Annotated in this window: 21 protein-coding genes and 1 riboswitch; all 21 genes read left to right on the top strand. The window is 43.5% G+C overall.

The window, feature by feature from the left end; genetic code table 11:
* Window positions 1–199: 199 nt before the first annotated feature.
* The 21 genes from I2484_RS15400 to I2484_RS15300 all read left to right on the top strand — a co-directional run bounded on the left by I2484_RS15400 (window position 200) and on the right by I2484_RS15300 (window position 21,481).
* Window positions 200–1,219 (top strand): ABC transporter ATP-binding protein, encoded by a 1,020-nt coding sequence (locus I2484_RS15400; RefSeq protein ID WP_207151932.1) that lies wholly within the window; start codon window positions 200–202, stop codon window positions 1,217–1,219.
* Window positions 1,206–2,132 carry an ABC transporter ATP-binding protein gene (locus I2484_RS15395; protein ID WP_207151931.1) on the top strand — a complete coding sequence of 309 codons (927 nt, stop codon included), beginning with the start codon at window positions 1,206–1,208 and terminating at the stop codon, window positions 2,130–2,132. The genes I2484_RS15400 and I2484_RS15395 overlap by 14 nt, the downstream gene beginning before the upstream one ends.
* A gap of 17 nt (window positions 2,133–2,149) precedes the next feature.
* On the top strand, window positions 2,150–3,118 hold the full coding sequence (opp4B, locus tag I2484_RS15390; protein ID WP_207151930.1) for an oligopeptide ABC transporter permease: 969 nt from the start codon (window positions 2,150–2,152) through the stop codon (window positions 3,116–3,118).
* A 5-nt stretch (window positions 3,119–3,123) separates the two neighbouring features.
* A complete protein-coding gene (locus I2484_RS15385) occupies window positions 3,124–4,053 on the top strand; it encodes an ABC transporter permease (protein ID WP_481886414.1) in 930 nt (309 codons plus the stop codon).
* Between the two features lie 24 nt (window positions 4,054–4,077).
* Window positions 4,078–5,895 (top strand): oligopeptide ABC transporter substrate-binding protein, encoded by a 1,818-nt coding sequence (opp4A, locus tag I2484_RS15380; RefSeq protein ID WP_207151949.1) that lies wholly within the window; start codon window positions 4,078–4,080, stop codon window positions 5,893–5,895.
* A 163-nt stretch (window positions 5,896–6,058) separates the two neighbouring features.
* On the top strand, window positions 6,059–6,994 hold the full coding sequence (locus I2484_RS15375) for an ABC transporter permease (protein WP_207151929.1): 936 nt from the start codon (window positions 6,059–6,061) through the stop codon (window positions 6,992–6,994).
* Window positions 6,994–7,932, top strand: a complete 939-nt coding sequence (locus tag I2484_RS15370) for an ABC transporter permease (protein WP_207151928.1) — start codon at window positions 6,994–6,996, stop codon at window positions 7,930–7,932. Before I2484_RS15375 ends, I2484_RS15370 begins: the two co-directional genes overlap by 1 nt.
* Window positions 7,933–8,043: 111 nt before the next feature.
* Window positions 8,044–9,024, top strand: coding sequence for an ABC transporter ATP-binding protein (locus I2484_RS15365; RefSeq protein WP_346014202.1), 981 nt, complete (start codon window positions 8,044–8,046; stop codon window positions 9,022–9,024).
* A gap of 59 nt (window positions 9,025–9,083) precedes the next feature.
* Window positions 9,084–10,733 carry a peptide ABC transporter substrate-binding protein gene (locus I2484_RS15360; RefSeq protein WP_207151926.1) on the top strand — a complete coding sequence of 550 codons (1,650 nt, stop codon included), beginning with the start codon at window positions 9,084–9,086 and terminating at the stop codon, window positions 10,731–10,733.
* A 123-nt stretch (window positions 10,734–10,856) separates the two neighbouring features.
* Window positions 10,857–11,780 (top strand): S66 peptidase family protein, encoded by a 924-nt coding sequence (locus tag I2484_RS15355; protein ID WP_207151925.1) that lies wholly within the window; start codon window positions 10,857–10,859, stop codon window positions 11,778–11,780.
* A gap of 252 nt (window positions 11,781–12,032) precedes the next feature.
* Complete coding sequence (locus I2484_RS15350; protein ID WP_207151924.1) at window positions 12,033–12,974, top strand: C40 family peptidase; 942 nt, start codon at window positions 12,033–12,035, stop codon at window positions 12,972–12,974.
* Complete coding sequence (locus I2484_RS15345) at window positions 12,971–13,984, top strand: ABC transporter ATP-binding protein (RefSeq protein ID WP_207151923.1); 1,014 nt, start codon at window positions 12,971–12,973, stop codon at window positions 13,982–13,984. The genes I2484_RS15350 and I2484_RS15345 overlap by 4 nt, the downstream gene beginning before the upstream one ends.
* Window positions 13,985–14,372: 388 nt before the next feature.
* A complete protein-coding gene (gene ureA / locus I2484_RS15340) occupies window positions 14,373–14,675 on the top strand; it encodes an urease subunit gamma (RefSeq protein WP_207151922.1) in 303 nt (100 codons plus the stop codon).
* A 15-nt stretch (window positions 14,676–14,690) separates the two neighbouring features.
* The gene (locus I2484_RS15335; RefSeq protein ID WP_207151921.1) at window positions 14,691–15,059 is read left to right on the top strand and encodes an urease subunit beta; all 369 of its coding nucleotides are present in this window, start codon (window positions 14,691–14,693) and stop codon (window positions 15,057–15,059) included.
* Window positions 15,056–16,771 carry an urease subunit alpha gene (gene ureC / locus I2484_RS15330; protein WP_207151920.1) on the top strand — a complete coding sequence of 572 codons (1,716 nt, stop codon included), beginning with the start codon at window positions 15,056–15,058 and terminating at the stop codon, window positions 16,769–16,771. Before I2484_RS15335 ends, ureC begins: the two co-directional genes overlap by 4 nt.
* Before the next feature lie 261 nt (window positions 16,772–17,032).
* Window positions 17,033–17,566 carry an urease accessory protein UreE gene (locus tag I2484_RS15325; RefSeq protein ID WP_207151919.1) on the top strand — a complete coding sequence of 178 codons (534 nt, stop codon included), beginning with the start codon at window positions 17,033–17,035 and terminating at the stop codon, window positions 17,564–17,566.
* Complete coding sequence (locus tag I2484_RS15320; protein WP_255551485.1) at window positions 17,508–18,248, top strand: urease accessory protein UreF; 741 nt, start codon at window positions 17,508–17,510, stop codon at window positions 18,246–18,248. Before I2484_RS15325 ends, I2484_RS15320 begins: the two co-directional genes overlap by 59 nt.
* A gap of 23 nt (window positions 18,249–18,271) precedes the next feature.
* A complete protein-coding gene (ureG, locus tag I2484_RS15315; RefSeq protein WP_207151918.1) occupies window positions 18,272–18,901 on the top strand; it encodes an urease accessory protein UreG in 630 nt (209 codons plus the stop codon).
* A gap of 67 nt (window positions 18,902–18,968) precedes the next feature.
* Entirely contained in the window at window positions 18,969–19,700 is a 732-nt protein-coding gene (locus tag I2484_RS15310; RefSeq protein WP_255551483.1) for an urease accessory protein UreD, read from the top strand.
* A 244-nt stretch (window positions 19,701–19,944) separates the two neighbouring features.
* A complete protein-coding gene (locus I2484_RS15305; RefSeq protein WP_207151916.1) occupies window positions 19,945–20,421 on the top strand; it encodes an acyl-CoA thioesterase in 477 nt (158 codons plus the stop codon).
* A gap of 102 nt (window positions 20,422–20,523) precedes the next feature.
* Window positions 20,524–20,638: riboswitch (SAM riboswitch) on the top strand.
* 105 nt (window positions 20,639–20,743) lie between these two features.
* Window positions 20,744–21,481: a cyclase family protein gene (locus I2484_RS15300; RefSeq protein ID WP_207151915.1), complete on the top strand. Its 738-nt coding sequence runs from the start codon at window positions 20,744–20,746 to the stop codon at window positions 21,479–21,481.
* The last annotated feature ends 154 nt before the right edge of the window (window positions 21,482–21,635 follow it).

The following is a 21,635-nucleotide window of genomic DNA, read 5'->3' as shown; positions in this document are numbered from 1 at the left end:
TAAGGAAATGCTTTCAAATCAACGTTTGTAACCTGTTTGTAACCTAATTGTCATATGGTGAGTACTTTATGTAGTTCATAATCTGAAAAAATAGTGTTGTCATCCATAAATTTGTATAGTATATTGGTGCAAGTGATAAATATCAGAAAATTTACTATTAATAGTTTGGGAGTTTAAGTAATGTAAGGAGGAAGTTTTCTTGGGAAACCCAGTATTGGAAATTGCGAATCTCCGTACATCGTTTAGCATCAAGGGCAACTACCACGCTGCGGTAGACGATGTTTCCTTAACGGTCCATGAAAATGAGGTCGTCGCAATCGTGGGGGAGTCGGGTTGTGGAAAAAGTGCATTAGCCCTTTCTGTAATGGGCCTTCATAATCTAAAAACTACGAAACTTGAAGGACAAGTTAACTTTAAGGGTCAGAATCTTTTGAACCTACCGGTTTCTAAATTGAACAAAGTTCGCGGTAGAGATGTCGGGATGATCTTCCAGGATCCGATGACTGCGCTCAATCCGCTAGCGACGGTAGGCAGACAGATTGAAGAACCGATGGATTACCACATGAAACTTTCGAGGGGCGCTAAGAAAAAACGTGTACTCGATCTACTTCGACGTGTAGGTATCAAAAACGAACAACGCGTCTTTAAGCAATATCCGCATGAACTATCTGGCGGCATGAGGCAACGTATTGTTATCGCAATCGCACTTGCTTGTGACCCCGTTCTTCTAATAGCGGACGAGCCGACGACAGCCTTGGACGTAACAATTCAAGCGCAAATCATGGATCTCATGAAAGATCTACAAAATCAAATTAAATCGGGCATTATTCTGATTACACATGATCTTGGTGTCGTAGCGGAAATGGCTGATCGCGTAGCGGTTATGTATGCAGGAGAAATAGTGGAAATTGCTGAAGTTCGTGAGCTTTTTGCAAATCCATTACACCCCTATACCCGCTCGTTATTAAATTCAATCCCTGCGAATATGAAGGCGAAGGAAAAACTTCACGTTATTGAAGGAATTGTTCCTTCCATCCAAAATCTAGATCGGACAGGTTGCAGATTTGCGCCTCGTATTAAATGGATTGCAGAGGAAGAACACGAAATGAATCCACAATTACATGAAGCAGAACCGGGTCATTTCGTCCGTTGCAGCTGCTACAAAAACTTCCACTTCCCTGAGGAGAGAGTAGGAGCAGAGACTTATGTCACTACTTAAAGTAAATAAGTTAAAAGTACATTACCCGATTCGAGGAGGTTTTCTCCGCCGAGTGGTCGATCAAGTAAGAGCAGTTGACGGCGTTAGCTTTGAGTTGGAGCCGGGCGAGACATATGGTCTTGTTGGTGAATCAGGTTGTGGAAAGACGACAACTGGACGTGCAATTATTGGCCTCAATAAGGCGACAGAAGGAGAAATGCTTTTTGAAGGCAATGACCTCGCGAAGCTAAGAGGTTCAGACAGAAGACAGCATACAAAAGATATCCAAATGATTTTTCAAGACCCTTACTCATCGTTGAATGTCCGGAAAAATGTATTGAATATCATTTCCGAACCGCTTCGGAACTTTGAACGGATGTCGCCTGGCGAAGAGTTGAAAAGGGTACAGACACTTATTGAACGAGTTGGTTTGAATCCTGAATCGATTTATAAGTATCCACACCAATTTTCTGGTGGTCAACGCCAACGTATTGGAATTGCACGTGCGCTCACATTGAATCCCAAATTAATTATCGCAGATGAGCCTGTTTCAGCACTAGACGTGTCTGTTCAAGCACAAGTTTTGAATTTTATGCAAGAAATTCAAAAGGAATTTAATCTGACGTACTTATTCATTTCCCATGACTTAGGGATTATCCAGCATATGTGTGACCGAATCGGCATCATGTATAAAGGCCGTTTTGTTGAAGAAGGAACAGCTGCCGACGTTTATAACAACCCACAACACTTATACACGAAGAGGCTTATTGCAGCAATTCCGGAAATGAATCCAGAAAAGCGATTTGAGAAAACGCATCTCCGTCAGTCCATCAATGAAGCATACCGGACAGACTATGATAGTTATTTCGATAAAGATGGACGGATGTTTGACCTGAAAAGGGTTTCTGATACACATTCCGTTGCATTGCAGTAAAGGGGAATTGTTGAAAAATGCTAAAATTCATCTTAAGAAGAACATTGATCATGATTCCGCAGCTTTTAGTTCTTAGCTTAATAATCTTCTTGCTCGCCAAAGCGATGCCTGGCGATGCAGTGACAAGTTCATTCATGAGTAACCCTAATGTGACACCTGAGCAAATGGAGAAAATGCGTGAAAAATTAGGCCTAAATGATTCTTGGTATGTTCAGTATGGACACTGGGTTGGGAATGCGGTTCAAGGAGATTTCGGTCAGTCATTTACACATAAGCAACCTGTTACGTCATTGCTTGCAGGAAGAGTTGGGAACACGCTACTGTTATCAACTGGAATATTGATAGTGACCTATATAATCGCTATACCACTTGGAATCATTGCTGGCAGGTGGACGGATTCGTGGGCTGATAAGCTGATTGTCACCTATAACTATTTTGCTTTTGCAACGCCGCTATTCGTCTTTTCACTTTTAATGTTGTTTCTCTTCAGCTTCATCCTTGGGTGGACCCCAATTGGTGGAAGTGTCGATATACGGATTGAGACAGGATCCTTTGATTATATAGTAAGTAAAGTGAAACACTTAATTCTACCTGTTATGTCGGGCGCATTGCTTGCGACGTTCGGAACCATTCAATATTTACGTAATGATATTATCGATACTAAGCTAAAAGATTTTGTTAAGACAGCCCGTGCTAAAGGGGTTCCGGAAAGTAAGGTGTATACGCGTCATATTTTACGGAACTCCCTATTGCCAATAGCAGCATTTCTCGGTTATGAAATTACAGGTCTTATTGCAGGTTCAATCTTCCTTGAAATGATTTTCAGTTATCCCGGACTCGGACAGCTTTTCATCCAGTCAGTTATGGGACGTGACTTTACGGTAGTTACAGCTCTTGTCATGATTTCGGGCACAGCTGCAATTGTCGGGACGATGCTTTCGGATATAATCCTCAGCATTGTCGATCCACGTATCCGTATTGATTGATAAAAATGAAAAGTGAGGAGGGGAAAACAGTGGTCGTGTTCAATGAAAAAGAACTGATGGCAAAAGAGAAAATGAATACTCCATCGTTTGTGAAAACGATTTGGCGTGAAATAAGAAACGACAAAATGGCATTGGGTTCACTTATCTTACTTACGCTTATTTTGTTGGCCGCCTATTTATCTCCACTATTCATCGACCAGACAGCACTTACGCGCGTCAACTTCTTTAATAACTGGAAGCCGCCCTCCGCAGACAATTGGCTCGGGACGGATGATGGTGGTCGTGATGTATTGGGTCAGCTGTTGCTAGGGACGCGGAACTCTTTCACAATCGGACTAAGCGTCACATTAATTGCTGGTGTTTTTGGTTTAACGGTTGGTCTGATTGCTGGCTTCTATGGTGGAATTGTCGATAATATCATTATGCGTATCATCGACTTCTTAATGGTTCTACCGTCATTGATGATCATCATCATTTTCGTGGTTAGTGTTCCAAAATATACGATTTTCGGCTTCATCTTAATCGTAAGTGCGTTCGCTTGGTTCGGTAAAGCAAGGTTAATCCGTTCAAGGGCACTGGCAGAACGGGAGCTTGACTACATCAATGCTTCCAAGACGTTAGGGACACCGAGTTGGAAAATTATGTTCTTTGAATTATTTCCAAACTTAAGTTCCCTCGTCATAGTAAATATGACACTTACGCTTGCGGGAAATATCGGGTTAGAGACAGGTCTTACATTCCTTGGATTTGGTCTGCCGGCGGGAACGCCTTCTCTCGGGACGTTGATTAGCTATGCGAGAAACCCTGATATTGTACAGAATAAGTGGTGGGTATGGTTACCCGCAGCATTACTGATTCTAGTAATGATGCTGTGTATAAATTACGTTGGACAAGCGGTTAAACGTGCGTCTGACGCAAGACAAAGATTAGCTTAAAAAAAAGGGGAGGTAATACAATTGATGAAGAAGCAACTTATGTTACTTGTTGGTCTAATGCTTGTTCTCAGCGTGTTTTTAGCTGCTTGTACAGGTAAAGAGAACGCAGTTGGCGAAAAAGAAGTAGAAAAAGACAAGGAAAAAGAAACGAAGACTGAGGAAAAACCGGAAGAAAAACCGGCTGAAGGCGATGCACTTGTATTCCCGCTAGACGTCGCAAATACGGCAGCAGCAAAAGAAGACGGTGAACTAACGTTTGGACTTGTTAGTGATTCTCCGTTCGAAGGTACATTGAGCCCTGTGTTCTATTCTGGAGCATATGACGCTGACGTCATGCAGTTCTTCGTTGAAGATCTTCTAGCTACTGATGGTGACTATTTGATCACAAATGATGGAGCTGCAACATATGAAATTTCTGATGACAACAAAACAATCACACTAAAAATCGCAGACAATGTGAATTGGCATGATGGGGAGCCTGTAAAAGCATCGGATCTCCTTTACACGTACGAGCTTTTAGGACACCCTGATTATGTCGGTGACCGTTATGATTTCATGATCGAAAACGTAGTAGGTATGCCTGCATATAACAAAGGAGAAACGGATAAAATTTCCGGTATTAACGTAATTAGCGATAAAGAAATTGCGATCACATATACTGAAGCTACACCGTCCCTTCTATCAGGTATTGTGACATACCCTACTCCAAGACACCATGTGGGTGACGTAACAGCTGGTGAATTGACAATGGAAGAAATCGTAGCATCAGATAAGATTCGTGTAAATCCAATCGGTTTCGGACCTTATAAAGTTGCTAAAATTGTACCAGGCGAATCTGTCCTTTTTGAAAGAAGCGAAGATTATTGGAGAGGGAAACCTGCCAATAAAACAGTTGTTTTGAAAGTGGTAAGTTCGGCAACTGCTCTTGAAGCACTTAAAAAAGGTGAAATCGACTTTGCAAGTGTTCCAGTCGATCAGTACGAAAATGCGAAAAAGGTTGAAAACGTAGAACTTCTTGCAAAAGTAGACCTTGCGTACACATATATCGGCTTCAATCTTGGTCAATGGGAAGAGAAAGAAAACGTAATGGATCCAAGTAAAAAAATGAGCAACAAACTTGTTCGTCAAGCAATGTGGCACGCAATGGATAACGATACAATTGGTAAAGAACTTTACCATGGTCTTCGTTTCCCGGCTACAACTTTAATCATCCCGGTATTCGCAAGTTTCCATGATGGGGACAATCCAGGCCGTGGATATGATGCTGAAAAAGCAAAAGCGCTTCTTGATGAAGCTGGCTATAAAGATGTAGACGGCGATGGCTTCCGTGAAAATGATAAAGGTGAAGAATTCGTACTTAACTTCGCTTCTATGGCTGGTGGGGAAACAGCTGAACCAATTGCACAGTTCTATATGCAAAACTGGGCTGATGTAGGTATCAAAGTTGAACTTCTTGACGGTCGTTTACATGAGTTCAATTCATTCTACGATATGTTAAAAGCTGGCGAATCAAAAATCGATATCTATCAAGGCGCATGGGGAACTGGATCAGATCCAGATCCATCAGGCTTGTATGGAAGAACAGCATCGTTTAACTACTCTCATTACACGAGCGAAAAGAACGATGAGCTCTTAACAGCTGGAACGTCTGAGAAAGCATTTGACTCGGACTACCGTAAAGACATCTACAATCAGTGGCAGGCGCTTATGGTTGAAGACGTACCGGTTGCACCAACTGTATACCGTTATGCACTAACAGCTACTAACAAGCGTATGGTTAACTACTCGATTGAAGCAGGTACTCCTAACTACAACCCATGGATGTGGGGCGTATCTGAATAAGTAAATAGTTAAAAACCGTTACCTAGATTACTCTGGGTAACGGTTTTTTTCTTGTTAGTGATGTTGTAATATTCACAAGAGTTTGATAGAATTGTGATTACCTAGTTATTTGAATAGTTAGATATAAAAAGGAAGAAAGACAGAGAGTTTGGGGGAATGATGCATGGCGGTATACATAGTCAAACGGTTTTTCATGATGATTGCTACGATCCTTATCATCGCAACATTGACGTTCTTCCTAATGCATTCAATACCAGGATCGCCGTTCGATGAAGAAAGGACAACTAATCCGACGATTCAGGCGAACCTTGAAAAGTTCTATAAACTTGATCAGCCAGTTGCTGTTCAATACGTCTATTATTTAAAGTCAATTGTGACGTTTGATTTTGGACCATCGATTAAAAAGCCGAACGAGACCGTGAACAGTTTGCTTGCCAGGGGATTTCCGATTTCATTCGAACTTGGAATGATTACAATTCTTGTTGCAGTCATATCGGGTATTATTCTTGGCACATTCGCGGCGCTCCGGCATAACGGATTTATTGATTATATGGCAATGACCTTCGCTGTCGTCGGGATATCCGTTCCGAACTTCGTGCTTGCGACGCTGTTAATACAGCAAGTCGCCGTCACATGGCAATTGCTACCACCTGCGACGTGGAGTAGCCCGCTTCATATGATATTGCCGACATTAGCGCTTGCGACGGGCCCGACGGCAATCATCGCACGGCTGACGCGTGCAAGTATGCTTGAAGTGTTGACGCAAGATTATATGAAGATGGCACGTGCGAAAGGGCTTACACCGTTCCGTGTTGTCGTGCGCCATGCACTTCGTAATGCACTTATGCCTGTCGTCACTATAATGGGAACGATGCTTGCAGGGATTTTGACAGGGACGTTCGTCATTGAGAAGATCTTTGCGATACCTGGAATGGGAAAATATTTCGTTGAAAGTATCAATAACCGAGATTATCCGGTTATTATGGGATCCACCGTCTTCTACAGTGCATTTCTCGTCTTCATGCTATTCCTCGTCGACATCGTTTACGGCTTCCTAGATCCGCGCATTAAACTGCACAGGAAGGATGGTGATGTGTAATGGTACAGAAAGATGAAAGGGTAACTATTCCAGATGAGTGGTTCAAACCAAAAGAGAAGGATTCGGACATAGCAGAATCAGTCGTCAGGCCATCGCTGTCCTACTGGAAAGATGCCTGGCATCGCTTGCGGAAAAATAAATTGGCAATTAGCGGACTTGTTTTTCTTATCGTATTAACACTGTTTGCGATCTTCGGCCCGGTTTTCTCGCCACATTCTGTGACGGGAACGGATTATCCGAATCAGAACAAAGCCCCTTCTGCTGAACATTGGTTTGGGACGGATGAAGCGGGGCGAGATGTCTTTACTCGTACATGGTATGGTGCACGTATTTCACTGTTTGTAGGTGTCATGGCAGCTTTAATCGATTTCTTCATTGGTATCATCTATGGTGGAATCAGTGGGTATAAAGGTGGGCGAACCGATACACTTATGATGCGCATCATTGAAATACTGTACGGATTGCCGCATTTGCTCGTTGTCATCTTGCTGATGGTTGTCATGGGTGCGAGTTTGACGACAATTATCATTGCGCTGACCATCACGGGCTGGGTCGGTATGGCTCGTATCGTTAGGGGACAAGTTCTCCAAATTAAAAATTATGAATTTGTTACTGCCTCGAAATCATTTGGGGCAAAGACTCCGAGAATCATCCGAAAAAATTTATTACCAAATACGATGGGACCGATTATCGTACAGATGACACTTACCGTGCCCAGTGCCATATTTGCGGAGGCGTTCCTTAGCTTCTTGGGCCTCGGCATTCAAGTCCCATTTGCGAGTTGGGGAGTGATGGCAAATGATGCACTGCCAGTCATTTTGTCAGGTTATTGGTGGCGATTGTTCTTCCCAGCATTTTTCATTTCAATGACGATGTTTGCATTTAACGTTCTTGGTGACGGTATGCAAGATGCACTCGATCCGAAACTAAGGGGGTGATGGGTTTTGAATGAACATCAATCGGATAATGCGAAAGCACTTGTTTGTAATCGGCAGGAAGATTTAGTTAGACAGAAGGGCAAGAATCGAAAAGCTGTTTCAACCGAAAAGGTGCTTACTGTAGAAGAGTTACACGTATCATTTAAGACATTTGGCGGTGAAGTCCAGGCGCTCCGCGGTGTGTCGTTCGATCTGTACAAGGGAGAGACGCTCGCAATCGTAGGAGAATCCGGATGCGGAAAAAGTGTCACGGCAAACACAATCATGGGGCTGATTCCGCAGCCGCCTGGAAGAATAAAGAATGGCAAAGTACTATTCAAAGGGAAAGACCTGACGAAGTTGAGTAAAGCAGGTCTGCGGAAGATCCAAGGTGTTGATATTTCGATGATTTTTCAAGACCCGATGACCGCCTTGAATCCAACACTACAAATTGGTGAACAGTTGACCGAAGGATATCGAACACATCACAAAGTAAGCAAGGCAGATGCGCGGAAGAAAGCGATTGAAATGTTGGAACTAGTAGGTATTCCGAGTCCCGAAGAGCGGTTGAAACAATACCCGCACCAGTTTTCTGGTGGCATGAGACAACGGATAGTCATTGCGATTGCCCTTATTTGTGAACCAGAACTGCTAATTGCGGATGAACCTACTACCGCACTCGACGTTACAATCCAGGCTCAAATTCTTGAGCTTTTTGATGAAATTCAAGAAAAGACAGGCGTATCAATTATTCTGATTACACATGATCTGGGCGTTGTCGCCAAGATTGCAGACCGCATCGCAGTCATGTATGCGGGTAAGGTGATTGAAATAGGAGAGAAGCGTGAGATTTTCTATACGCCACAACACCCGTATACGAAAGGGCTACTCAACTCGGTTCCACGGCTTGATTTGAAAGAAGAGGAACTACAGCCGATTGAAGGGACGCCCCCAGATCTGTTTGCACCGCCTGAAGGCTGTCCGTTCACAGCGAGATGTCCGTTTGCGATGGATGTCTGCGACCGTGTTTATCCAGAAACAACACAACTAACTAAAGACCATGCAGTCAATTGCTGGTTACAAGATGAACGCTCGAAACTGGTTTTTACCTAAACGTTGGAAATACGCACGAAAGTGCTTCCATATTCATCACAAACAAAGGGGGATTTTGTATGAAGAAGTGGTTGACGTTTCTTATTGTAGCCATGCTTGCACTCGTGTTGGCAGCTTGTACAGCTACGAAGGATGCTGGGAAAGAACCAGAGAAGGATAAGGGCACTAAAGGCGAAGAAAAGAAAGAAGAAACGGTGGCAAAGGAGAAAATCCTTTACTTAAATAATGGTGAGGAACCGACATCGTTTGATCCATCTGTCGGGTTCAACGCAGTTTCATGGGGTGCATTGAACAACTTGATGGAAGGCTTGACGCGTCTGTCAGAAGATCATCTGGCTGTAGAAGCGACGGCAGAGAAGATTGATGTTTCTGAAGATGGCCTGACATATACATTTACCATCCGTGATGCTGCAAAATGGTCAAATGGAGATCCTGTAGTAGCGGGGGACTTTGTCTATGCTTGGCGTCATATGCTTGATCCGGAAACAGCTTCACCTGCTTCGTTCCTAGCGTATTTTATCGAAGGAGCGGAAGCCTATAATACTGGTGAAGGTACTGCTGAGGATGTTGCAGTAGAAGCGCCGGACGAGAAAACATTAATCGTGAAGTTAACGGGACCAAATGAGGCGTTCTTGAATATTATTACAAACCCAAGTTTCTTCCCGATTAATGAAAAAGTAGCAACTGCCAATCCGAAATGGTTCACAGAAGCGGCATCATTTGTTGGGAATGGTCCATTCAAATTAGCATCGTGGGATCATGATGTAAGTTTCGTTTTCGAAAAGAACGAAAATTATTGGGATGCAGCTGCTGTGAAGCTCGACAAAGTAGAGTGGGCTATGGTCAATGATCCAACAACGGAATATCAAATGTACGAATCGGGTGAGCTAGATCAATCAGGAGTACCGCCTGAACTTGCGGAAAAGTTGAAAGATAGCGACGAACTGCGAATCGATGACCAAGCGGGACTTTACTTCTACCGTTTCAATACCTCGATGGAGCCTTTCACAAATACTAAAATCCGAAGAGCATTCGGACTCGCGGTTAACCAGCAAGAAATCGTCGACTACGTGACGAAAAATGGCGAAAAACCAGCGCACGGTTTCATCACATACGGATTTATCGGTCCGGACGGCAAGGAATTCCGTGACTCTGTGGGTAATCTTGTTGAATTTAATAAGGATGAAGCGAAAAAGCTTCTCGAAGAAGGAATGAAAGAAGAGGGCTATACGGAATTACCAAAAGTGGAATTAACGTATTCAACAAGCCCATCCCATCAAAACATCGCGGTAGCACTACAAGCGACGTTCAAGGAAGTTCTTGGTGTTGACGTGGGCTTGAAAAATATTGAGAGCGCAGTCTTCGCTTCTGAACAAAAAGAGTTTAAATACCAAATGTCCCGCTCTTCCTTCTTGCATGACTATGCAGATCCTGTGAATGCACTTGAAAGTTTCATCACAGACTCGTCTATGAACCGGACGACGTGGTCGAATGCGGAGTATGATAAGCTTATTACGGACATTAAAAAAGAAACAGATGAAAACAAACGTTGGGAATTGCTGAAACAGGCGGATCAGCTTCTAATGGAAGAAATGCCTGTCTTCCCGATTTATTATTATAACCAGACGACGCTTGAAAAGCCCGGTATTACCGGAATTTTGCGCCATCCGGTTGGTTATATCGATTTGAAGTATACGGATAAGAACTAAGTGAAAGTCGCGGCGTCCGTTGTGGCGCCGTTTTTTTCTTGAATAGTTGGTGCTGTACCGTTAACTTTAGGAGTGCCATCACAACTTCAAAAAAGATTTTGTGAATGAAAGGAAGTTATTAATATGAAAATACGACCACAACGTCTTCAAAAAGGTGACACAATCGGTATCATCGCTCCATCGAGCCCGCCGAATCAGGAGAACTTAGAGCGCTCACTTGCGTTTCTTGAACAACTGGGATTGAAATGGAAGTTTGGGAAGCATGTTAAGAATGTCCATGGTTATCTTGCGGGGACGGACGATGAACGACTTGAGGATTTACATAGCATGTTCGCAGATCCTTCGATTAAAGGAATCATCTGTGCGGGCGGAGGGTACGGTTCAGCTCGCTTTACGGATAAAATCGATTTGCAGCTTATGAAAGAGAATCCGAAGGTGTTTTGGGGATTCAGTGATATCACGTACCTGCATACGGCGATGGGACTGTATTCCAATCTCGTCACGTTTCATGGTCCGATGTTAGCATCTTGTGTAGGGAAAGACACGTTCCATGAATTATCTGCAAAAATGTTTCAACAGTTATTTGAGCCGATGGAACTTCATTACACAGAAGCGATTTCACCTCTTGAAACGATTACAGCTGGTGTTGCGCAAGGTGAACTTGTTGGCGGGAATCTGTCGCTACTTGCCAGTGGAATTGGTACCAAGTTCGAAGTGGACACGAAGGGGAAGCTTCTCTTTATAGAAGATGTAGGTGAAGAGCCATACAGAGTAGATGGTCTTCTCAATCAACTGCGCATGGCTGGTAAGCTAAAAGAGGCAGCAGGAATTGTTATCGGTAACTACTCAGACGCGGAACCGAAAAAACGAAAAGAAACACTTACGATTGACGAAGTCTTCGACCATTACATGGGTAATCTAGGGGTGCCAGTCGTGAAAGGATTCCAAATTGGTCATTGCCAGCCGCATTTTGCGATCCCACTAGGCGTCGGTGCAAAGCTCGATGCAGATAATAAGACATTGACGATATTACCGGGCGTGGAATAATTAAGCGTCGAAAATGAGCGGCATCCACTAAGCATTGAAAGTCAATGCACGCGCAAGATTGTACGGTGTGAAATGTATGGTCGGGAGTAGTAGTGAGACCAAATTGGGTATTACGGCATCAGCGCATTATGCGACAAGTTAGCCAAACGTTACTCGCTTCTATCATAGAAGTTCGATTTGTTTACTGGAAACGTCAGTGCTGGGCTTTGGCTATGAACAGATGGAGCATATAGGTTAAGGAGTGGATGGATAATGGAAACGACTGTAAACACTTGGTATTGTGCGGTCCCGGTTGCAACTGTGTGGACTTCACCTGAATCTGTCCGTGTGATTGATGAACCTGGAACAGCGAACCCGGTCCGGTTAACGGAATGGCTTGAGAAGTTACCGTATGAACCACGCCTTGACTTGTGTGATGGCAATCGGATTCAGACGCAGTTGCTGTTTGGTGAACCGGTCATCGTTGAAGATGTGCAAGGTGATTGGGCGAAAATCATTGCTGTCTGGCAATCGTCAACTAAAGACGAAAGGGGCTATCCGGGTTGGGTCCCTCTTGCGCAGCTGAAGGAAGCGGAACCGATACATGCGACTGGATTTGCAAGAGTGATAGCGGGAAAAGCACAACTTTGGAAAGTAGACGGTTCTCCTTGCGTCGTTATTCCGTTCAACTCAATTCTCCCCTATATCGGTGAGTCTGGTGGCCATTTACGCGTGTGCGCACCTGATGGAGAAGCCTTGCTACTAAAACAAGATACGGAACTAGCGCCATCTGTTCATCAATTTAAAAAAGAACAACCTTCTGTAGCGGTTGATAAAGGGCTCGCTTTCCTCGATCTACCTTATATATGGGGAGGTATGTCTTCGTATGGCTATGATTGTTCCGGTTTTACATACAGTATGTTGAAAGCTTGTGGGCACAGCATTCCACGGGATGGCGGTGACCAAGCCAGCGTAGGTGAGGAAATTCCATTAGATAATCAGTCGCTCTGGAAAAAAGGAGATCTTCTATTTTTTGCTGATAATGAAGGAAAAGCGAGTATCCGTCATGTCGGGTTTTATTTTGGTGACGGGTTGCTTCTTCATTCCCATTCCACGGGGAAATCGGTAGAAGTGATGAAGCTTGCAGGCACTAAATTGGAGAAAGAACTTTGTGCAGTCCGACGTTACGGCGTGACAAAGGAGGGAAAGATATGACACAACCGGCATTATTGTCTGTAATAGAATTGAAACGTTATTTTGATGTTGGGCGCGGAGACAAGTTGAAAGCAGTCGATGGAATTAGTTTTGATATTTACAAAGGAGAGACGTTCGGCCTTGTTGGTGAGTCGGGTTGCGGTAAGTCAACGGCAGGTCGTACGATTCTAGGCCTGTATAATAAGACAGACGGGGAAGTGTTGTACGACGGTCAAAGCGTTCACGACATGACGAGTAAAGAAAGACGACGTTTCTTAAAGAGAATGCAAATGATTTTCCAAGATCCATATGCATCATTGAATCCGCGTTCCACGGTCTATGAGATCATTGCTGAACCAATGCAAATCCACGGTTTGTACAAGACAAAGAAAGAAATGCGCGACCGTGTCAATGAATTATTGGAGGATGTCGGCTTAAGTGGGGATCATGCGAACCGTTACCCACATGAATTCTCTGGCGGACAACGCCAGCGTATAGGCATCGCACGCTCGCTTGCACTCGATCCGGAATTCATCATCGCTGATGAACCGATTTCTGCACTAGATGTATCCGTACAAGCGCAAGTCGTGAAACTGTTGCAGCGGTTACAGAGGGAGAAAGGATTGACGTATTTATTCATTGCTCATGATCTGTCGATGGTGAAATATATTTCAGACCGTATTGGTGTCATGTATCTCGGGCATATGGTCGAGTTGACGACGAGTGCACAGCTCTACGATAAACCGCTACACCCCTATACGGAAGCGTTGTTATCAGCGATTCCAATTCCGGATCCAGACATCGAAGAATTACGCGAACGTATTTTGCTGCAAGGTGAACTGCCAAGTCCCATAAATCCGCCGTCAGGTTGTGTATTCCGTACGCGTTGTCCGTACGCTATGCTGGTCTGTGCGGAATTAAAGCCGAAATGGCTCGAAAAAGAGTCCGGTCATTTCGTCGCCTGTCATCTGCATGATGAAAAAGTGATGGCACGACATGATTCAATGGTAGTACCTGAGTTGTCCCAATGAACCTGGACAGCTCTTTTTGTTTGGATAAGAGCATCTTTGGGTAATATAAAGGAGAGCATAAACAAGTAATGAAGCCAAAACTACAAGTAGTATTAAAAGTAAGTTTTCCATAGATAATTGTAAAAAACAATACGATTTCCCTATGCCTTTATAAGTCATTAAGTTGAAAGAAAAGCCATAACCCATTATAATAGTTTAGTCATCGACATTCTTCGACACATTCCGCAAAAGCCCGATCTAGACGGGCCCCAATCCACTGGACGGTTGTCCAAAATGGCATATTCATGCAAACTAAGTTAAAAAAAGAAACAAGAATACTAATTCAATTAATTTTCTAAATCGTACAAGATTTGGTTTTTTTATTAATTAAAAAAAGAGGTGCTTTGAATTGAAATTATCACCCGTTGAACAGGAAAAGTTGCTGTTACATGTTGCAGGAGAACTTGCAATAAAACGTAAAGAACGCGGAGTAAAGTTAAATTATCCAGAGTCGATTGCACTAATTTGCCACTACATTATGGAAGGTGCGCGTGATGGTAAGACTGTTGCGCAACTGATGAGTGAAGGGAAACAAGTGCTTACGGTTGAGGATGTAATGGAAGGCGTCGGCGATATGATTAGTGATGTGCAGATAGAATGTACATTCCCAGATGGAACAAAACTTGTGACGGTCCATCGTCCAATTCAATAATAGGAGGCTTTAACAATGATTCCAGGAGAAATTAGAACAGCTGAAGGCATGATTGAAATAAATGCTGGACGCCCGGTGAAAACAGTTCGTGTTGCAAATACTGGTGACCGTCCGATACAAGTCGGATCTCATTTCCATTTTATCGAAGTTAATAAATACCTTGAATTCGACCGTGAACAGGCAGTTGGCATGCATTTGAATATCCCATCTGGCACGGCTGTACGCTTTGAACCAGGCGAAGAGAAGGAAGTCGAATTGGTTGAATTTGGTGGAAAACGTCACGTGTTTGGACTGAATAACTTGACGGAAGGTTCAACACATAATAAGGCGGAAATTTTAGATAAAGCAGCAGGAGCAGGATTTAAAGGAGCCGAGGATAAATGAAAGTAACACACGAACAATATGCGAAAATGTTCGGTCCGACAATAGGCGATAAAGTACGTCTTGCTGATACGGATCTTTGGATTGAAATTGAAAAAGACTATACATCATACGGTGATGAAGGTGTTTTCGGTGGAGGAAAATCACTACGCGTATCAATGGGGCAAAACGGTAAAAATATTCGCGCTGAAGGTGTCCTCGATACAGTCATTACGAACGTTATGATTATTGACTATACAGGTATTGTAAAAGCGGATATCGGTATTAAAGATGGCCGTATCATCGGAGTTGGAAAAGCAGGAAATCCGCTCACGATGGATGGTGTAGATCAGGATATGATTATCGGCGTAGGGACAGAAGTCTATGCGGGTGAAGGACTTATCGCAACAGCAGGTGCTGTCGACACGCATATTCACTTCATTAGTCCTCAGCAAGTTGAAACTGCGCTTAACGCTGGTACGACTACATTCATCGGCGGTGGAACAGGCCCAGCCGCAGGTTCAAAAGCGACGAGTTTGACGGCGGGCGAGTGGCATCTTCACAGAATGTTACAAGCGGTTGAAGATTTACCAATCAACGTTGGCTTACTTGGAAAAGGGAGCGCATCTACGACGGAACCAATTATTGAACAAGTCCGTGCAGGTGCAATCGGTATGAAAATTCATGAAGACTGGGGTGCAACTCCAGATGCTCTTAACCAGAGTCTTATCGTTGCAGATGAATTCGATATCCAAGTCGCACTTCACTCCGATACGCTCAATGAAGCTGGTTTTGTTGAAAATACAATTGAGGCAATTGACGGTCGTGTCATCCACATTTTCCATACTGAAGGAGCGGGCGGCGGACATGCGCCAGACCAACTGAAATTGGCTGCATATCCAAATATCTTGCCTGCATCGACGAATCCGACAAAACCATTTACAACAAATACAATTGACGAACATTTGGACATGCTTATGGTCTGTCATCATTTGAAACACGATGTACCTGAAGACGTGGCGTTCGCAGATTCACGTATCCGTCCTGAAACAATTGCGGCCGAAGATATTATGCAGGATCTAGGAATTCTAAGTATAATGTCATCCGATTCACAAGCGATGGGGCGTGTTGGTGAAGTGACAATGCGTACATTCCAAACGGCAAATAAAATGAAAATGCAACGCGGCGCACTTCCACAAGATGAAGGAAAAGACAACGATAACTTCCGTGTAAAACGTTACATTTCAAAGTTAAATATTAACCCGGCGATTGCACACGGAATCAGCCATGAAGTAGGTTCACTCGAAGAAGGGAAACTAGCGGATATTATCCTTTGGGAACCCGCATTTTTCGGCGTGAAAGCGGAAGTCGTTATTAAAGGTGGAATTGCTGTTTACGCAATGACTGGCGATCCAAACGCGTCTATCCCAACGCCGCAACCGATGATGGGACGCCGTATGTACGGTTTCCACGGTCAAGCACCTCAACACGCGGCAATGACATTTCTTCCTAAAATTGCAGTAGAAGAAGGCCTTCCTGAAAAACTGGGCCTTAAGAAAATGATTGGTACTGTCAAAAATTGTCGTAACATTGGCAAAGCAGATATGAAACATAACAGTGAGACACCAGAAATTGACGTCAATCCTGAAACATATGAGGTGAAAATTGACGGCGTACTTGCTACGTGTGAACCGGTTAGTGTTCTCCCGATGGCACAACGTTATTTCCTGTTTTAATGACTAAATATATTGAACGAATGAAACCTATATTAACTAAGTGAAGGCGCCTGACAAGGGGGAGCCGAAGCCCTAAGACTGGTAGCGCAGCTTCTTGGATTGGGGCGGGAGGCATCCCCTTGCGCCGTAGCGAGTTCAATGAAATTCTTTGTGTGAACATATATAAATATAATCAAAGGGAAAGGTCGAAATGGTTGAAAATGTATTTTGCAGCCATTTCGGCTTCATCCTATTGAACGTACCGATAAAGGAGGATGCTAAATGCTTATAACTAAAGTCATTGGTAACATTGGAACGGAAGAAGAAATTGCCGGTAAACAGACAGAGTGGATTGAACTTGACTGGGAAGAGTTAAGTAAACGCATTCTACGCAAAGAAACAGATCAAGGTACAGATGTCGCGTTGTCACTTAAACAACAGGAAGACGATCACGACCACCATGACGATCACGGCCATGACCATGATGACCACGACCACCATGACGACCACGATCATCATCATGAACATCAGCCGTTACAATATGGCGATATCCTATTCGAGGATGACTCGCGTCGTATTGCCGTTCGCACTAAAATGGAGCCTGTTATCGTGATTAGCCCGAAAAACATGACGGAAATGGGCAAAACAGCTTTCGAACTTGGGAACCGCCACACACCGGCATTAATTGAGGAAAACGAAGTCATCGTGCGTGCAGATCATACGTTGAATAAATTGCTAGATGAAGTGGGTGTCGCATATGAAACAACTGAAAGACGATTCAAACAACCATTCAAATACCGAGGACACTCTCACTGATCTCGCCCTTTTACGGCTAATTCAAATTCATGATTCCGCGTTTCCAATTGGATCCTTTACGCAGACCTATGGTATGGAGACGTACATTCAGGAAGATGTGATCCGGACAAAAGAAGACTTGGTCGCTTATTGTACGTCGTTTCTTTTTCAAAACCTGGTGCGTGGGGATGCGATTTTAATTCAAGAAGCGTATGCTGCAGCTCAGGAACAGGATATCGAACGGCTTCTCTATTTGGAGCAATTATGCGGAGCAATCAAGCTTGCAAAGGAATCACGTGAAGCAAGTGTGAAACTTGGAAGACAGTTTATTAAAACGGTGTCTCCACTCGGGACGGATGATTTCCTTGCTGACTGGAAAGCACGCATTGATTTGAAAGAGATTAAAGGACATTACGCCATTCTCTATGGTATTTACAGCGCAACGACAGGTGTCAGTGCGCATCATGCGGTTATGACGTATTTGTTTGCCTCGCTTAACGGACTCGTCCAAAATGCGGTCCGTGCTGTGCCATTCGGTCAAACAACCGGCGTTCAAACAACGTATGAATTAATTGGACAGGTGACGGAAGCGGCTGACTTAGTTGCTACGTTGACAGAAGCTGATATTAGTAATAACGCGCTAGGTATTGAACTTGCCTCTATGAAGCACGAGTATTTGTTCTCAAGATTATTTATTTCATGATGGATTGAAAGGAGTTTTTTTAGATGAAACCAGTACGTATTGGTATCGGTGGACCAGTTGGATCGGGCAAAACATCGCTCGTCGATCAACTTACACGCGCGATGCACAAAGAATATAATATAGCGGTCATTACGAACGATATTTACACACGTGAAGATGCTCAGTATTTAATAAATAGTGGTGTACTTGAAGCCGACCGCATTTTAGGCGTTGAAACGGGAGGTTGCCCACATACGGCAATACGTGAAGATGCTTCGATGAATTTCGCAGCAATTGATGAACTGAAAAGTCGCTTTGCAGACCTTGATATTATTTTCGTGGAAAGCGGCGGCGACAACTTATCCGCTACATTTAGCCCAGAGCTTGTTGACGGTTATATTTATGTCATTGATGTTGCAGAAGGCCAAGATATTCCGAGAAAAGGCGGACCTGCTTTGACGCGTTCTGATCTTTTATTGATCAATAAAACGGATCTTGCTCCATACGTTGGCGTTGATCTAGAATTAATGGATAGCGACGCGAAAAAAATGCGTAACGGACGTCCGTACATTTTTACAGATGTAAGAACACAGAAAAATGTTGACCAAGTTGTTGCTTGGATCAAGCACAATATGTTATTAGAAGGTGCGGGATCCGCTGGTTCAAATGCTTAAGCCCTCCCGTACCATCCACCACGGAAAACTAGATTTGGAATTCGAACCAAGAAGAGGCTACACGCGAATGCCTCATGTTTTCCAGCAGCCTCCATTGAAGGCAAGTCGTGAACTGTATGAAGGGAAAGACCCGACAGCGACCGTCTATATAATGGAATCCTCTGGGGGCATGGTCGCTGGAGATCGGAATGACATTACAGTGAAGCTTGCTCCAGATAGCAGCGTAAGATTGGTTCAGCAGTCCGCTTTGAAAATCTATCCGTCACATACGGGAGACACTTGTGTGCAGACCATTAATGTCCAGATAGGAGAACGCGCGCGCCTCGAATGGATGCCGGAAGTAATTATTCCATTTGTAGATGCGAAATACAGGGGCGACACGACACTTCGAATCGCCAGCGATGCAACCATATTATGGGGAGAAATTGTTGCCCCAGGACGCGAAAAGCGCGGTGAGATATTTGATTATCAATCGTTCCATACGAATTTCAAGATTTTTGTCGATGATGAATTAATTGCTTTTGATTCTCTGCATTTCTCACCGAAAGAAGTGGCACTTGGCGGCATAGGTGTGCTTGAAGATGCGATGTATATCGGTTCAATTTGGCTCGTATCGCCGAAAGCCACAGATGTCGACGTCCGCGCAATGCAAGAAACATTGCGGGTCGAAGAAGGATTGAGAGCTGGAATGACAAGGCTTGAAGGAAATGCAATCCATTGTAGATGGCTTGCGGTCGATCAGTGGACGATGCAGGAAGAGATGAAGCGTATATACGCATTGTTGGCAGAAATAGTTTAAGAGGACACTCAATAAGAGGGGTGTCCTCTTTTGGTTGTGGCTTTTTCGATGAGTGTTGTTAAGTTAGTTTGAAGGGTTTCGAAGTTTCGAGAGAGTGTTGTTAAGTTAGCTTGGAACGTTTCGAAGTTTTGAGAGAGTGTTGTTAAGTTACAATTTTCATACCAAAAAGAAAAAATAACGGTCACAGTGCGTAGGAATGGGTATACTTACTTTGGAGTTCTACATTGAAAAGGGGATAACTTATATGCAAGAAAAAAGGCCAATGGGCCAATCACGTACAATCCAGACGAAACTTGTATTGCCACCGGATACAAATCATCTGCAGACAATTTTCGGGGGGAAAGTCCTCGCGTATATAGATGAAATCGCTGATATTGCAGCCATGAAACATTCAAAAAAAGCGGTTGTTACTGCTTCAATCGATTCGGTCGATTTTGTATCGTCCGCGCGTGTCGGAGATGTGCTTGAACTTGAAGCAATCGTCACGTCAACAGGTCGTACATCGATGGAAGTGTTCGTATCGGTCCATTCGATGAACCTGCTTACGGGCGAGACAAAACTAACAACCGAATCATTCCTGACGATGGTTGCTATGGATGAAAACAACAAACCTACACCTGTGCCGGGCATTTATCCGGAAACAGAAGCTGAAAAGAGTCTGTTTGAGACGGGTCCAGAACGCCGTGAACACCGAAAATTACGGAGTGAGATGAAACATTAATTTATTGAAGTAAAGTTAAGTATAATCAAAATAGTTTATATATTGTATTGACAATCCATTCAGAAACATGTATTGTACTATTTAACAACTAAATACGTAACTTTCTTATCCAGAGAGGTGTAGGGACTGGCCCGATGATACCTCAGCAACAGACTTGTAAAAGTACTGTGCTAATTCCAGAAGCTTAAGTGTAATGCTTAGGGCTTGTAGATAAGAAGAGCAAAAAGCGATTATGCCAAAACCTCTTCTTGAAATTTAGAAGAGGTTTTTTTGTTCTTTCTGGAGACTAGAGTTACCTTCAAAAGATGAAGGGAGAATTATTATGTCAAACGAATTAATCGATGCAATTGCTTTGTTAAAAAAGAAAGAATGGGTCGATTTAACACATACCTTTGGACCCGAATCACCCCATTTTTCAGCATTTGATGCAGCAGAGTTTACAACATTATTCAATCATGATGATGGTTTTTTTGCACAGAGCTTTAAATTTGCAGGACAGTATGGCACACATATTGATGCACCAATTCACTTCGTACGTGATACAAGATACTTGGATGAATTGAGTTTAAAAGAATTGGTATTACCGCTTGTTGTCATCGATAAATCGAAAGAATCCGATGCAAATCATGATTTCACATTAACTGTTGAAGATATTCTAAAGTTTGAAGCTCAGCATGGACAAATTGAGGCAGGTACATTTGTAGCACTACGCACAGATTGGAGCAAACGCTGGCCGGATAACGAGGCGTTTTGCAATAAAGATGCCGATGGGAATAACCGTATACCGGGTTGGGGTCTAGCTGCTTTGCAGTTTTTATTTGACGACAGAAAAGTGAAAGCAGTTGGTCATGAAACATTCGATACCGATTCAGCCATCGATTTTCAAAAGAATCAAGCTTTGCTAGGCGAATATTACGTTCTTGAACAAGATACCTATCAAATTGAGCTATTAACAAACTTAGATAAAGTGCCTGCAAAAGGCGCAGTCATTTTTAACATCGTCCCGAAGCCGGAAAAAGCATCGGGATTCCCAGTCCGCTCATTCGCGATACTGCCATAAAAAAGAGAGTCCGCTCATTTGCGATACTGCCATAAAAAAGAGAGTCCGCTCATTCGCGATACTGCCATAAAAAAGAGAGTCCGCTCATTCGCGATACTGCCATAAAAAAGAGAGTCCGCTCATTTGCGATACTGCCATAAAAAAGAGAGTCTGC

It is taken from the genome of Sporosarcina sp. E16_8 (assembly GCF_017347095.1).
Classification (GTDB): Bacteria; Bacillota; Bacilli; order Bacillales_A; family Planococcaceae; genus Sporosarcina.
Note: the sequence above shows the minus strand (reverse complement) of the source record. Positions and strands in the feature narration are given on the sequence as shown.

Coding starts and splice junctions, on each gene's coding strand:
- I2484_RS15300 (WP_207151915.1), top strand. CDS start 20,744: ATGTCAAACGAATTAATCGATGCAATTGCTTTGTTAAAAAAGAAAGAA.
- I2484_RS15370 (WP_207151928.1), top strand. CDS start 6,994: ATGGTACAGAAAGATGAAAGGGTAACTATTCCAGATGAGTGGTTCAAA.
- I2484_RS15355 (WP_207151925.1), top strand. CDS start 10,857: ATGAAAATACGACCACAACGTCTTCAAAAAGGTGACACAATCGGTATC.
- I2484_RS15310 (WP_255551483.1), top strand. CDS start 18,969: ATGCCTCATGTTTTCCAGCAGCCTCCATTGAAGGCAAGTCGTGAACTG.
- ureC (WP_207151920.1), top strand. CDS start 15,056: ATGAAAGTAACACACGAACAATATGCGAAAATGTTCGGTCCGACAATA.
- I2484_RS15335 (WP_207151921.1), top strand. CDS start 14,691: ATGATTCCAGGAGAAATTAGAACAGCTGAAGGCATGATTGAAATAAAT.
- I2484_RS15360 (WP_207151926.1), top strand. CDS start 9,084: ATGAAGAAGTGGTTGACGTTTCTTATTGTAGCCATGCTTGCACTCGTG.
- I2484_RS15350 (WP_207151924.1), top strand. CDS start 12,033: ATGGAAACGACTGTAAACACTTGGTATTGTGCGGTCCCGGTTGCAACT.
- I2484_RS15345 (WP_207151923.1), top strand. CDS start 12,971: ATGACACAACCGGCATTATTGTCTGTAATAGAATTGAAACGTTATTTT.
- I2484_RS15385 (WP_481886414.1), top strand. CDS start 3,124: ATGAAAAGTGAGGAGGGGAAAACAGTGGTCGTGTTCAATGAAAAAGAA.
- opp4A (WP_207151949.1), top strand. CDS start 4,078: ATGAAGAAGCAACTTATGTTACTTGTTGGTCTAATGCTTGTTCTCAGC.
- I2484_RS15320 (WP_255551485.1), top strand. CDS start 17,508: ATGAAACAACTGAAAGACGATTCAAACAACCATTCAAATACCGAGGAC.
- I2484_RS15375 (WP_207151929.1), top strand. CDS start 6,059: ATGGCGGTATACATAGTCAAACGGTTTTTCATGATGATTGCTACGATC.
- I2484_RS15395 (WP_207151931.1), top strand. CDS start 1,206: ATGTCACTACTTAAAGTAAATAAGTTAAAAGTACATTACCCGATTCGA.
- opp4B (WP_207151930.1), top strand. CDS start 2,150: ATGCTAAAATTCATCTTAAGAAGAACATTGATCATGATTCCGCAGCTT.
- I2484_RS15305 (WP_207151916.1), top strand. CDS start 19,945: ATGCAAGAAAAAAGGCCAATGGGCCAATCACGTACAATCCAGACGAAA.
- I2484_RS15325 (WP_207151919.1), top strand. CDS start 17,033: ATGCTTATAACTAAAGTCATTGGTAACATTGGAACGGAAGAAGAAATT.
- ureG (WP_207151918.1), top strand. CDS start 18,272: ATGAAACCAGTACGTATTGGTATCGGTGGACCAGTTGGATCGGGCAAA.